Origin of the sequence: Alysiella filiformis (genome assembly GCF_014054525.1) — a bacterium.
Taxonomy (GTDB): Bacteria; Pseudomonadota; Gammaproteobacteria; order Burkholderiales; family Neisseriaceae; genus Simonsiella; species Simonsiella filiformis.
The window spans coordinates 2,280,781-2,294,564 of the sequence record NZ_CP059564.1 but is presented as its reverse complement, the minus strand read 5'-3'; the positions used below and the strand labels follow the sequence as shown (position 1 = coordinate 2,294,564).

Below are 13,784 nucleotides of genomic sequence, written 5' to 3'. Positions count from 1 at the left end.
ATCGTTATTTTAGCGGAATTTGACGCTATAATCACGTTTTGATTTTTTCAGGCAGCCTGAAACCATGTCCGCAGATGAATTTCAATATTTGGAAGATTTGTCTTCCGCGCAAACCCAATCTTTTTATCAACAAGCCCACGCGAAAACGCGGGCAAAATTCACTCAATCTGATTATTTTCATCAAACAAAACAAGCAATTGTGTCGCAATTACAAGACGACAAGCAAATCCCATTTTGCCAAGAACATCGCGCGAAAATGTACCATTTTCATCAATCTGCCGATAATCCGAAAGGGGTGTATCGTGTGTGCAGTGCGGCGAGCTATCGCGCGGGGCTGCCTGAATGGGAAATTTTGTTTTCGGTGGCGGATTTTGACACGATTTTGGGCGATGATGTGTATTTGAGCGGTGTGTCGCATTATGTGGCGCAGCCTGAAATGGCTTTGCTGACGCTTTCGGCGGCGGGTTCGGATTCGGCTTACACCATTGAATTTAATTTGAAAAACAAGGAAATTGTTGCCAATGGTTTCCATTTTCCGCTTGGCAAAAACCACATTGCGTGGCGCGATGAAAACAGCGTTTGGGTTTGCCCTGCTTGGGACGAACGCCAGCTTACCACTTCGGGTTATCCGCGTCAGGCGTGGTTGATGCGGCGCGGTCAGGCGTTTGAAGATGCCACGCCTGTGTTGGAAATGGACGCAAATGGTGTGCTGATTCACGCTTGGCGTTATTTGGACGGTCAGGGTGCGCCCATTGATTTGATTGAAACGGCACACACGTTTTACACCAAAGATTATTATTATGTGAATGCCGATTTGCAAGCCATCAAATTGGCTTTGCCCAAAGATTGTGAGTTGTTGGCTTATTTGGCTGGGCAATTGATTGTTAAATTGAAATCGGATTGGCAACGCAGCAAGCAAAAATACCTTTCAGGCAGCCTGATTGCGCTCAAATTGAACAAGGGCGAATTGGGCGAGGCGCAATGTTTGTTTGTGCCAAATGCAACGCAGGCTTTGGAAAGCATTGAAACCACCAAAAAATTCATCATTGCCAGTTTGTTGGACAATGTTTCAGGCAGCCTGAAAGCGTGGAAATGGGAAAATGGCGCGTGGGTGGCGCAAAATCTGCCCACTTTTCCCAAAGGCGCGATTGAAATCACCGACCAACCTTGGGGTGGCGACACGGTGCATTTGGCAGCAAGCGATTTTGTTACGCCTTTGACCTTGTTTTCATTGGATTTGAATGTGATGGAATTGACGGTATTGCGCCGTCAGCCCAAGCAATTTGACGCGACAAATATTCAATTTCATCAATACTTTGCCACTTCTCACGATGGCACGAAAATCCCCTATTACCACGTTGGCAAAAGCCAATCGCCCAACACGCCCACTTTGGTGTATGTGTATGGCGGTTTTGCCGTGCCCGAGTTGCCGCATTATTTGGGGGCGATGGGGCGGCATTGGTTGGAACAAGGCGGCGCGTTTGTGTTGGCAAATGTGCGTGGTGGGGGCGAATTTGCCCATTGGCACACCGCCGCAATCCGCGAAAACAAACACAAAAGCGTTGATGATTTATTGGGCATTTTGCAAGATTTGTGTGAACGCGGTTTCACATCGCCCCAAAAAATCGCCATTCAAGGTGGCAGCAATGGCGGTTTGGTGGTGGCGTCCGCGTTTTGCAGGCAGCCTGAAAGCATGGGCGCGATGGTGTGCGAAGTGCCGCTTACCGATATGTTGCGCTACACCGAATTGTATGCAGGCGCAAGTTGGATAGACGAATATGGCGACCCAAATGACCCAAAAATGGCAGATTATTTGGCACAATTTTCGCCTTATCATCAACTTTCAGGCAGCCTGAATTATCCGCCCAGTCTGATGACAACCAGTTTGGCAGACGACCGCGTTCACCCCGCCCACGCGCTGAAATTTTATGCCAAATTGCAGCAAAATCCCAACGCCCCAACGTGGCTCTACGCCCCCGAAACAGGCGGACACACAGGCAATGGCACACAAGAAGACACCGCCGCCGAATTGGCAACGGTGCTGGCATTTTTGCGTGAAACCATCATTCAGGCAGCCTGAAACCGAAATTCCGCATGAGTGGGCAACAAAGCGACATTGTTGGGATTATCAATAAAATCACGCATGATTTTTTGAATTTGCGGATTATTTTGCGTATTTTGAAACACAAACCAATCCGCAATCAAATCCGCCTGTTGCTCCATATTGAATTGACTAAAATGTTCACATTGATTGACGCGGTGGGCGTAAGCATAGCATTCATTGTTTTTGTAGCCGCCCTTCGCGCCCAAAATCGCACCGTCCAGCCACAAACGCAAACCCAGTTGGTGCTGCCAAATGTGTGCCATTTCATGAATAAACAAATGCCGTGCGCTGATGCTTGCTTGGCTAAAATCATTTTGATACAAAGACTTGGGAAAATGCATCGTACCAAAAGGCGACATCGCCACCCGATTGTATTGCAAAAAAGGAATCAATTTGCCTTTGTGTATGCGAATGCGCTCATAATTCAGGCTGCCTTGATACACCGATTGGGCAAGGGCAATTTCGCCAGATGTGAGCTTGCGGCGATGAAAAGCATTTAATGCGGTCATTGTAACAATCTTTCAAAACTGGGTAAAAATTTGCGTTGGAAAATGCCATTTGGCGGCAAAAAGCGTTATAATCTTACAAAATCCATTTCCAAAACTTTTAAAGGAAACAACAAAATGAAACGAGATTTAACCCGCATTCGCCATAATACCAAAATTGTTGCCACACTAGGACCAGGCAGCAACAATGTGGATTTGTTGCGCGACATGATTGTGATTGGCGGCTTACACGTTGTGCGCTTTAATTTCAGCCATGGCACACCCGAATTTCACGAAGAAAACGCCAAAATCGTCCGCGAAGCAGCACGTCAGGCAGGGCGCGAAGTGGCAATTATGGCAGATTTGCAAGGTCCAAAAATCCGCGTATCCAAATTGGAAAATGGCGGTGTGGACATTGAAGCTGGCTCAAAAGTATTATTTGATGCCGCTTTGGAAGGCGAAGGCACACGCGAACGCATTGGCTTGGACTACCGCGAATTGCCCCAAGATGTGCGCGCTGGCGACATCTTGTTGTTGGACGATGGTTTGCTGACCGTTACCGTAGAAAAAGTTTCAGGCAGCGAAATCCACACCATTGCCAATAACAGCCACAAATTGAAATCCAATAAAGGCATCAACAAACAAGGCGGAGGCTTGTCGGCAGGCGCATTTACCGAAAAAGATTTCCGCGATTTGAAAACCGCCGTCAAAATCGGTTGCGACTATGTTGCCGTGAGCTTTGTCAAAACCGCCGCAGAAATGGAACAAGCACGCGAAATGGTCAAAGCCGAATGCGAGGCTTTGGGCAAAACCGTTTACCCTGGATTAGTGGCAAAAATTGAACGTGTGGAAGCCTTGGAAAATTTGGACGCGATTATTTTGGCGTCAGATGGCATTATGGTGGCGCGTGGCGATTTGGCGGTGGAAGTGGGCAATGCGGCTGTACCCGCTTGGCAAAAACGCATGATTCATCGTGCGCGAGAATTGCGCCGTTTCAGCATTACCGCCACCCAAATGATGGAAAGCATGATTACCAACCCCGTGCCAACCCGTGCCGAAGTGAGCGATGTCGCCAATGCGGTGTTGGACGGCACAGACGCGATTATGTGTTCCGCAGAAACCGCAGTGGGTGCCTATCCTTTTGAAACCGTGCGTCAAATGGCGATTATTTGCGCCCAAGCCGAAAAAGAACAAGATTCACTGGTTGGCGTGGTGGACAGCGATGATGTGAATGCCTCTGGCGAAAAAGGTTCGGTGGTGGCAGGCGGTGCGGTGCATTTGGCACGTTTGGCAAAAGCCAAAGCGATTGTGGCTTTAACCGAAAGTGGCGCAAGTGCGTTTCAAGTGAGCCGCTATGGTTTGCTCATGCCGATTTACGCGCTGACCCCATCGGTTGATGCACAACGCCGCATGGCAATGTATCGCGGTGTGCGTCCGCTCAATTTGGCAACCAGCAAAGACCATGACGAAGCCTTGGCAGAAGTGGAAGCCTTGCTGGTGTCGCGTGAAGTGTTGAAATCGGGCGATGTGTACATCATCACAAGCGGTTCCAAAATGCGCCAAATTGGTTCAACCAATACCTTGCAGATTATGACGGTGCGCTGATTTTTCAGGCTGAAACTTTTGCAAAATCTACTTGTAAACTGACGTAGGGGCGGATTTCATATCCGCCCCTTTTTAATTTATTGATAAAAATAAAAATTTCTGCAAGTTGAAATCGAGTTTTACAAAGGTTTCAGGCTGCCTGAAAAACTCATTCCTCGTCCAACAAATCACGCGAACGTTTTGCCAAAATCTGCCGTGCGCCATTGCTTTGGGCGGGGGAGACAATGCCGTTTTCCTCCAATTCTTGCATTAAATTGGCGGCGCGGTTGTAGCCGATTTTCAAATGACGTTGCAACGCGGAAATGGACGTTTTGCGCGAAGTTAAAACAAAATCAATGGCTTGGTCTAATAATTCATTGTTGCTGCCTGATGGATTGGCGTTGCCATTGCTGTCGTTTGCACCATGGTCGGAGAGCAGGGCTTCGCCTGTCAAAATGCCGTCCACATAATTCGGTTCGGCTTGCGCTTTGATGAATTGCACCACGCGATGCACTTCATCATCGCTGACAAACGCGCCTTGCAAGCGAACAGGTTCGGCTTCCCCTGGTTGCAAAAACAGCAAATCGCCATATTTGAGCAGCGATTCCGCGCCCATTTGGTCTAAAATGGTGCGGCTGTCCACGCGGCTTTGTACGGTAAACGCCATGCGTGTTGGCACATTGGCTTTAATCAAGCCTGTAATCACATCCACGCTGGGGCGTTGTGTGGCGATAATCATGTGTATGCCAGCCGCGCGCGCTTTTTGTGCCAAACGCGCAATTTGGGTTTCCACGGCTTTGCGTTCGGTCATCATCAAATCTGCCAATTCATCAATCACCAACACAATTTGTGGCAGCGTTTCCAAAGGCTCGGGTTCGTCTGGATTCAAGCTGAATGGATTGGGAATGGGTTTTTCTTCGGCTTTGGCTGCCTGAATTTTTTCGTTGTAGCCTGACAAATTGCGTACGCCAACGTGTGAAAGCAAACGATAGCGGCGTTCCATTTCTGCCACGCACCAGTTGAGCGCATTGCCCGCCTCTTTCATATCGGTAACAACAGGGCAGAGCAAATGCGGAATGCCTTCATACACCGACAATTCTAGCATTTTCGGGTCTATCATGATGAAACGCACTTCATCGGGCTTGGCTTTGAACAAAATGGACAAAATCATCGCGTTCACGCCCACCGATTTGCCCGAACCCGTCATGCCACCCACCAGCAAATGCGGCATACGCGCCAAATCGCCAATGGTAACATCATTGCTGATGCCCTTGCCCAAAGCCATGGTCAGCTTGGATTTGGCTTCGTGGAAAATTTTGGCATTGAAAAATTCTTGTAACAAAACTTCTTGGCGTTGCTCGTTGGGGATTTCAATGCCCATGGTGTTCCTGCCTGAAATCGTTTCCACCACGCGCACCGATTGTATGGACAATGAACGCGCCAAATCCTTGCTCAAATTGACGATTTGGCTGCCTTTCACGCCTTTGGCAGGTTCAATTTCAAAGCGTGTGATGGCTGCGCCTATCATCGCGTCCACCACGGTTACTTCAATATTGAATTCTTTTAATTTTTCGGTAATGCTGTTGGCGATGTCTTGCAATTTTTCGGGGGCAATTTGCAGCGTTTCTTGTGAAGGCGCATTGAGCAAATCCACATCGGGCAAAACGTATTCGCCTTCTGCGATGGGGGTTTTTTCTTTGGGTGGGGCAGGTTCTTCGGTTTTGGGTGGGGTAATGTTGAGTGTGTTGCGTCTGTTGCTGTTGCTGTATGTGGGTGTTTCAATGGGTTCGGCGGCGATGTTGCGTGCTTCTTGCGACAAACGGCGCGTGGCTGGCTGATTGGCTGGATTGGCGGTGGGGCGTTTGCGTGAAGTCAAATCGCGCCAAATGATTTTGATTTGATTGAGCAAATTGACCATCAATTCCACATAAGAAAATTGTGCCAACAATTTCAATCCCACCAAAATCAATGCGCTCAAAATCAAAATGCCGCCAAATTTGCCCATCATCACTTCCAAGCCATTGGCAAGCAGCGAACCCAAATAACCACCTGCGCCTTTGGGCAAAATGTCGTCCAGCGATGTGCCAAAATACAGTCGTTCCAAAGGCGGTGTAAACATCAGCAGCATGGACAAGCCCAAACCTGCCAACATGGGCAAATAGGGTTCATGCTCGCTTTGCCAAAACAGGCGGAAATTTTTGTAGAGCCACACCATTGCCGCCACCACAATCCACCACGCCGACAAACCCACCGCATAGTAGCTCAAATCGGACAGATACGCGCCGATGAGTCCGCCTAAATTGTGGATTTCTGCCGATTTTTTGGCGGAACTGTGTGTCCAAGCAGGGTCGGTCATGCTGAATGTGGTTAAAATCGCCATAAACCAAATGGCAAAAATCATCATCAATGCCCACAATGAATCATGCACAATCGCCCCCACGCTGCGAAATGAAATGGACGCAAAACGCGAGGTTTTTTCAGGCGCTGCCGTGGTTTGTGGCTGGCTGATTTTGGCTTTTTTTTCAGATGTGCGCTTGGTGTTGGTGGCAGACTGGGGATTGCGGTCTATTTTGGGACGCGCTGGGGCGGGTGATTCTGTTTTTTTGCTTTTGTTTTTAAATGGGAACATTTTTCTATCACTTTGTATTTGGGGAAAAAAGCTGCCTGAAATGTTTTCAGGCAGCCTGAAATTGGCTAATTATGATTTAATCACGCAATTATAACGGAAATAAGGACAATTTTGGATATGAACCACACCGCAAAACATAAAACCGATTTACGCCGCCAACTGCGCCGCGCCCGACAAAACATCACACCAGCGCAACGCCAAATTGCAGAACGCAAAACGCAAAACCATTTGAGCCGCTTTGTGGTGCGCGGTAAACGCATCGCTTTGTATTGCCCCATTGGCAGCGAAATGCGTTTAAACCGATTGATTTTCATCGCAAAACAGCGTGGCGCGATAATTTATGTGCCGTATATTGAGCCGAAAAGTTTGCGTTTGTGGTTCACGCGGCTGCCTGAAAAGGCGGTGGCAGAACGCCCACGCACACAAAGTCGCTTGAATATTCCGCAATTTTCAGGCAAAAAAATCCGCGCACATCAATTACATACGCTGATTGTGCCGCTTGTGGGCATTGATGAACGCGGTTATCGCTTGGGGCAGGGCGGTGGTTTTTACGATGTGAGTTTGGCGGCGGCACAACGAAGTGGGTTGCCACGGACGGTGGGGGTGGGGTTTGCGTGCCAACAATGTGCCGTGTTGCCGATTGAAAAGCACGATAAACCATTGAATTATTTTGTTTGTGAAAATGGGGTACAGCGTTTCAGGCAGCCTGAACTTGCTCCAACACAAACTCCACAAACGCCCGCACAATGCTAGACGGATAACGATGGGCGGCATAAATCATCGTCAAATCAAATTTGGGGTTTTCCGTTTCGCCCAAGATTTCCACCAAGCCATTTTCTGCCACGAGTCTATCCACCGTGCTGTCGGCAAGCAGCGCCACTGCTTTGCCCTGTTTTGCCATATATTCAATGGCATAACTGTCATTGCTGGCAAAAAGATAGGGAATTTCCACCGCTTGTCTGCCAGTGCCTAGCGTGATGACGCTTGCTTCATTTTTTGCCCAAGCGGCAATGGGGAAATTTTTCAAATTTTTGACGGTGCTGGGCGTACCAAATCGTGCCAGTAAATCAGGGTGTGCCACCCATTTACTGCCGATTTGCCCCACTTTTTTGGCGATAAACTGTTCGCCGTGTAACTGCCCAATCCGAAACGCCACATCAATGCCGTCTGCCGACAAATCAAGCAGACGGTCGGTCAGTGTGCAATGCACCTGTACCTGTGGATAGGCAGTCTGAAAATCAGCTATCCACGAAAGAACTGGCTCGCAGGCAGGGCTTGCCGACAGGCGTAATTTGCCCTTTAAATTGCCTTGCTCTTCAAACAACACCTCTTTGGCAGTGGCAAGCTGTTCAATGGACAAATGCACCTGTTCATACAGGCGTTGCCCCGCCATTGTGGGTTTAACGCCTGATTTTTGGCGGTCAAAGAGTTGAATATTCAGCTCTTTTTCCAAGTCGGCAATTTGACGGCTAATGGTTGCAATCGGCACATTGAGTCGCTCGGAGGCTTTGGAGAGACTGCCGTGCTGGATAACGGCAACGAAAAGGCGGAGGGTGTTGAGGTTCATTGTTTTAAATACTCAAAAACTGTTTAAAAAATCATCAATAATTTTTTTATGGGAATCATAGTTATCAGATAATAAAATTTTATTTTTATCTAAATTTATAATATGTGCATTTTCCTTGTAATTATCTAGAGTTTCATTTGGCATTGCACAAAGAAAAATCTGAAAATCATCAGTTATTTTTTCACTCAAATATTTAATAATTGAGTTATAATTTCTTTTATCTTGCTCGTGTTGATTTGGGGTATCTATAAGTAAAGGAGAAATTGTTGTTGATTGCAAATGAGCTATTAGCTTATAAATTGCTAATCTATAAGCTAATATAACCCTAGTTTTGTCAGCTGAACCACCGCCAGACTTTCCTAACTTATTATAGTGCAAGGGAGTTTTTACTTTATCTAAATTTAAGGAATGAATGTTTAAGTCATTTTTAATATGATACATTATTTTGTAAAAATACTCATCTGAGTATTTTCTTCTATTTTTAATTATGGATTCTTTCTCCTTTTTTAATTTGGTCTGGTTTTGGTTGTTTTCTACAATAAGATTATTTTCTTGCATTTTTATCTGTAAAAAACTTTTATTGACCAAGCGTGGCGTAATTCCAATAAGATAATTATTGAAAATTTCACCTTGTAATTGGTATTTGATATTAAGATATTTGATTTTGTCTTTGATTTCATTTAATTTATTGTTTATTTCTTGGATTTCTATTTGTTGTTGGGAAATTAGGCTGTCTAAATATTTTTTTTCTTTTATCATTTTTTGTTTGTCTGCCAAGATAGAAGCTCGATTAAATGCTGAATTTTTATGAAAAACACCACAGGTTGGGCATTTTACTTCATTTTCAAGATATTCGGTGGCAAATAAATAATCTTCTTCCAAGGATAAAATAGCTTGTTCAATATATTCACTCTGGCTCTTTAAGAAATACTTATTTGATTTATATTGGCTTAATTGTTTTGCCCAATCTGACTCTTGTCTCAATAACTCATCTAATTGTTGTAACTCATTTTCAATATCATTAAATTCACTTTCATCAAATGAAAAATTGTGAGAGGGTAAATTTTCCCGAATAATAATTTCAACATCATTCAATTGTTCAATTTTTTCTTTTGACTTCTTTTCTTCTTTTTTTAGTTGAATAATTTTTTCTTCTAGTTGAAAGTATTCTGGTGTTGTATAACCAGAAAAAAACTTAACAAGGATATTTTTCCAAGAACTATGGAATTGGGTAAGGCTCTGTTTAGCAAACCCATTCCAAGTATCTGTCCAGCCAATATCTTGATTAATGTAAAAAGGTAGAAAGTAAAAAACAGGGGGTGGTGCTTCTACATCTTCTTGCCTATTGATAAACAATGGAGTAAATCTAACCAGTTCCCCAAAAAACTTTGCATATTCTCCTGTGATGCGAGAAAATTTGTGTTTCTCATTGCCATTGGTATAATAAATAAAGTTATTTTCTCTATAAATCTGATGGGATTTTCCATCAATCTCAAAATTTAATAAACAGGATACATTTTGGGATTTCCAATTATCGTCAAAAATTGGCTCACAGCCAAAAGTCCAAAGTATACTTTTTATGAGCGTACTTTTTCCGCAACCATTATCATCAGCTGTTATCAGATTCTTTGTTGGACTGAATTGAAATAGATTTGATGATTTGTTTTCTTTTGATATGATAATTATTTGGGTAAATTTTAATTTTGCCATTATTTTGCTCTCTTAAATGTCTGACTAAAATTTTGTAGTTTAAGTTACCATCGTTATACACTCTCATCAAGAATTCTCCTAATAAGACAATAGACAATCATTTCGTAGGAATTTATATCATCAATTTTTTCACCAAGATCTTTGAGTATTGTATTTATAACCATGTTGGCATTGGTCTCATAAATATTTATTTGGTTCTCTTTTATATATTTATTGATAATTTCATATATCTTTATGTAGTAAAGATTTAAAGAACAGATTTCTGCGTGAATATTTTGTATAGACTTTTTAATATGTGCTTTTTTAAAAGCGTTTATATTTAAGTCATTAGAGATATCATTAAAACAATCTCTGATATTTTCAAAATCATTTGTAGTTTTTGTTTTTATAATATTTTCTATTTCAGAAGATTTTAAGCCTTTATTGGCAACAAAATCTTCCCATATCTTATAATCTTGTGTATTGGTTCCTTTTCTACACATTTCATCTATAATGGCTCTGTAAGCATCTTCTGCATCATAATAAGATTTTGGAAATAACTTTTTCATTAAAGTGGCAATCTTTCCAATCATTTGATGTTGCAATCCATCAAACTCAACAGATAATTTTGAGTGATGAAAATTTATTTTTGATATATCAATATCATTTCCAATTTCTTCTTTTAGGCATTTGGTTACTTCATCAACTGATCTGTCATTTAAATCGTATATAGAGTATATACTTAAAATTGTATTATTTTTTAATATTCTTTTAAAATCAAAGCCATTGGAAGCTACAATACAAAGAGAGCGAACCTGATTTTTGTAAGGTTTGTTATGAATGGATAAAATCAGTTTTCCTAAAATTGAATTTTTGGTATTTTTATCTCTTGTACATAATTGTTTAAGAGAAAAAGTCTTGGTTTCTTTTACTTGAAAGAAATCAAAATTACTCTCATTTTTATAAGAGTCAGCGAATACGACATCTTCGTGTGTTTCTAAAAATACAATATACTCTTTATTGTTAGAGAGGTTGTCTAATGCTTGGTTTAATGCCCAATTATATTGATAGTAAAATTTTGTGAAAGTACTACTGCCTGATTTTTCTCTTTGTTCAAAATACAGAGGGTTTTTAGTATTCATAATTCAGAATTCCATCAAAACATATTAGATATTCTAGCATTTCATTTCCAAATATGAAATATATCTTCCCATTTTTACTCATTCCCTCCCAAATCCAAAACCATTAAAATACGCCTAATTCTTTTCATTCAAACAGGAAAATCCAATGAACCGCATTACCCAAATCCTAAACATCAAACACCCCATCGTTCAAGCGCCAATGAGTTGGCTAACCGATGCACATCTGGTGGCAAGCGTTGCCGAAGCTGGCGGGCTTGGTTTTTTAGCCCCACACGCAGGGCAAACCACCAATCCAACTTCCAATCAAGAAGTGCTTGACCGTATGCGTAACGAAATTCGTAAGGTGAAGGCACTGACCGATAAGCCCTTTGGCGTGCCGTTTATGTTGTCTTATGATTTTTCGCTGATTCCGTTAATGGTGGATTTATTCATTGAAGAGCGTGTGCCTGTGGTGCTGGATAACGGCTGGCTTGACCCTGAAATTTACGCCAAACTCAAACAGGCGGGCATTAAAATCATCTGCCGTTTGCCTAATCCCAATTTGGCGGACGCACTAAAAGCCCAAGAATTGGGGGCAGATATTTTGGTGCTGACGGGGTTTGATGAGGGCGGTACTTTGCCGATGAAAGAAGTGGGCAGTTTTAATGTGCTTTCAGAATTTGTGGGTAAGGTGGATTTGCCGATGATGCTGGCTGGTGGCATTGCTGATAAAAAAGCGGTGCAGGCTGCCTTAACGCTTGGGGCGGAAGGCGTGTGGATTGGTACAGCATTTATCGCCACAACCGAGTGCCGCAGCCATCAAAAGGTTAAAGAATGGATTGTAAATGCAACGGCTAATGATTTGCTGTTGTTCCGCACCGAGCCGTATTATTATCGCTCTTTGCCAACCAAATTGGCGAAAAAATGCTTTGAAATGAGTGAAAATGGGGCAACGCGTAGTGAGATTGCTAAGGTCATGAACGCTGGCACAGGAATGCGTTTGGGTATGTTAGAAGGTGATTTTGACAACGGCTATGTGTCGGTGGGCAATGGCATTTCACAAATCAACAAAATCAAAAGCGTGAAAGAATTGATTGATGAGTTGATGGGTTAATTTGTCAAAGCAATCACCGCTTGTAATCATGCAAGCGGTGTTTTTGATATGATGTGGGTTGAGGTTTTCAGGCTGCCTGAAACGGCAACGCATTAACCTTTAATGGGTTCTTCAAATGTGCAAATAATCAATTTAAAAGGAATGTTTTTGCTGACCAAAGTGCTGCGTGCTTTTTCTTGGTCAGCTTGTAAGAAATTGATTTGCGTGGCATATTTGTTGGCTGAAATTTCGGGAACCACACCGTGTTTTTCGTCCACTTCAATGCACAGTAATTGGGTGTTCAAATTCAAACCGCCAAACTGATGGCTGCCTGAAACCGCCTCACATTCCTTTTCATTCGGATTCAGGCGCAAAATTTCGCCCAACAAGCGCGTGGCATGGTAAAACGGTTGGGTGGATTTGCTCCATTTTTTCAGATAATCGCGGCGTTGTTGGGGCGTTTGTTGTTGCCAAAAATAGTAGCTGGGCAATTCCACCGCCGTGGTGCTGCCTGCTTTTTTCAGGCGTTGCTGAAACGCGCTCAACCACTCATTTTCGCGCAAGGCTTGGGTGGTTTGAATGTTCACAATTTGCAATTCTTGAATGGCAAGATTGAGTTTGCCCAAGCGTTCTTGATTGGGTTCAGGCAGGCTTAATTGGTGCAAGCGTTGGCGTTCCAATTCGTGCAGCATATCGCGTTTCAATTCGGCGCGTGATGAGCATTCAATCAACTCAAACAGCGTACAAATGGCAACATGGTGCTGCCATTGTTCGTCCGAGGCGAGCGTTTCGTCAAATCGGTTAAACAATTGTTCAATGCGAATAAAATTGCGCATTCGGTCGGAAAGTGGGCATTCAAAACGTAACATTATGTTGATTTTCTTGATTAAAAATGGTTTGATAAAATTGATGTTGCCGCAACACATGGGCGCGTAAATCATTCAGGCTGCCTGAATTGTGCAACACATCATCGGCAAAACGCAAACGTTGCTCATCGCTGATTTGGTTGGCGATAATGGCACGAATTTGTTTTTCATTCAAGTGGCTACGCGCTTTCACGCGCTCAATGCGCACATTTTCATCGGCAACAATCAACAAAACACGCTCAACAAGCTGCCTGAACACCGAATTTTCATGCAAAGTCGGCAGCTCAATCAAGCCATATAAAGTGTGCGGTGCAACTTGATTTTGTTGGATTTGTAGGGCGGCAAAAATGTGGGGGTGCAAAATCTGTTCCAGTTGCCGTTTCAGAGCAGGGTGCTGAAACACCGTTTCGCGGACAAAATCGCGGTTCAGGCAGCCTGAAACATCAATCGCCTTATCGCCCAAAGCGTGGCGGATTTCGCGCAAAGCCGCGTGTTGTGGCGAATTGATGATTTGCCGATTTGCCTCATCAGCGTCCAAATGCGGCACACCCAATTCGCCAAATATTTGCGTAACAAGACTTTTTCCGCTCCCAATGCCGCCAGTAATGGCTATCCAATGCGTTTTCATCATTTGAGTATTTTGCAA

11 protein-coding genes are annotated in these 13,784 nt (G+C 43.6%); 4 read left to right on the top strand and 7 right to left on the bottom strand.

Features of this window, described 5'->3' with window-relative positions:
- Nucleotides 1-64 precede the first annotated feature (64 nt).
- Entirely contained in the window at nt 65-2,080 is a 2,016-nt protein-coding gene (locus H3L97_RS11130; RefSeq protein WP_097114831.1) for a prolyl oligopeptidase family serine peptidase, read from the top strand.
- On the opposite strand, the gene H3L97_RS11125 is transcribed toward H3L97_RS11130, so the two are convergent.
- Nucleotides 2,068-2,613 carry a type IV secretion protein Rhs gene (locus H3L97_RS11125; protein ID WP_097114832.1) on the bottom strand — a complete coding sequence of 182 codons (546 nt, stop codon included), beginning with the start codon at nt 2,611-2,613 and terminating at the stop codon, nt 2,068-2,070. The genes H3L97_RS11130 and H3L97_RS11125 overlap by 13 nt on opposite strands.
- Nucleotides 2,614-2,727: 114 nt before the next feature.
- On the opposite strand from H3L97_RS11125, the gene pyk reads away from it, so the two are divergent.
- A complete protein-coding gene (gene pyk, locus H3L97_RS11120; protein ID WP_097114855.1) occupies nt 2,728-4,194 on the top strand; it encodes a pyruvate kinase in 1,467 nt (488 codons plus the stop codon).
- 148 nt (nt 4,195-4,342) lie between these two features.
- On the opposite strand, the gene H3L97_RS11115 is transcribed toward pyk, so the two are convergent.
- On the bottom strand, nt 4,343-6,802 hold the full coding sequence (locus H3L97_RS11115; protein WP_097114833.1) for a DNA translocase FtsK: 2,460 nt from the start codon (nt 6,800-6,802) through the stop codon (nt 4,343-4,345).
- 117 nt (nt 6,803-6,919) lie between these two features.
- Here H3L97_RS11115 and H3L97_RS11110 point away from each other — a divergent pair, with 117 nt between their 5' ends.
- The gene (locus tag H3L97_RS11110) at nt 6,920-7,555 is read left to right on the top strand and encodes a 5-formyltetrahydrofolate cyclo-ligase (protein WP_097114834.1); all 636 of its coding nucleotides are present in this window, start codon (nt 6,920-6,922) and stop codon (nt 7,553-7,555) included.
- On the opposite strand, the gene H3L97_RS11100 is transcribed toward H3L97_RS11110, so the two are convergent.
- From H3L97_RS11100 to H3L97_RS11090, 3 genes are read right to left on the bottom strand one after another with little or no spacing between them, the layout of a single operon-like run.
- Entirely contained in the window at nt 7,500-8,369 is an 870-nt protein-coding gene (locus H3L97_RS11100) for a LysR family transcriptional regulator (RefSeq protein ID WP_218839691.1), read from the bottom strand. The genes H3L97_RS11110 and H3L97_RS11100 overlap by 56 nt on opposite strands.
- A 12-nt stretch (nt 8,370-8,381) precedes the next feature.
- Nucleotides 8,382-10,079: a hypothetical protein gene (locus tag H3L97_RS11095; protein ID WP_097114835.1), complete on the bottom strand. Its 1,698-nt coding sequence runs from the start codon at nt 10,077-10,079 to the stop codon at nt 8,382-8,384.
- A 53-nt stretch (nt 10,080-10,132) separates the two neighbouring features.
- Complete coding sequence (locus H3L97_RS11090) at nt 10,133-11,200, bottom strand: dsDNA nuclease domain-containing protein (protein WP_097114836.1); 1,068 nt, start codon at nt 11,198-11,200, stop codon at nt 10,133-10,135.
- 145 nt (nt 11,201-11,345) lie between these two features.
- Here H3L97_RS11090 and H3L97_RS11085 point away from each other — a divergent pair, with 145 nt between their 5' ends.
- Entirely contained in the window at nt 11,346-12,293 is a 948-nt protein-coding gene (locus tag H3L97_RS11085; protein WP_097114837.1) for an NAD(P)H-dependent flavin oxidoreductase, read from the top strand.
- Nucleotides 12,294-12,385: 92 nt separating this feature from the next.
- On the opposite strand, the gene zapD is transcribed toward H3L97_RS11085, so the two are convergent.
- Together zapD and coaE are read right to left on the bottom strand one after the other, a co-directional pair.
- The gene (gene zapD, locus H3L97_RS11080) at nt 12,386-13,141 is read right to left on the bottom strand and encodes a cell division protein ZapD (RefSeq protein WP_097114838.1); all 756 of its coding nucleotides are present in this window, start codon (nt 13,139-13,141) and stop codon (nt 12,386-12,388) included.
- A complete protein-coding gene (gene coaE, locus H3L97_RS11075; RefSeq protein WP_224446344.1) occupies nt 13,128-13,769 on the bottom strand; it encodes a dephospho-CoA kinase in 642 nt (213 codons plus the stop codon). The genes zapD and coaE overlap by 14 nt, the downstream gene beginning before the upstream one ends.
- Nucleotides 13,770-13,784 lie beyond the last annotated feature (15 nt).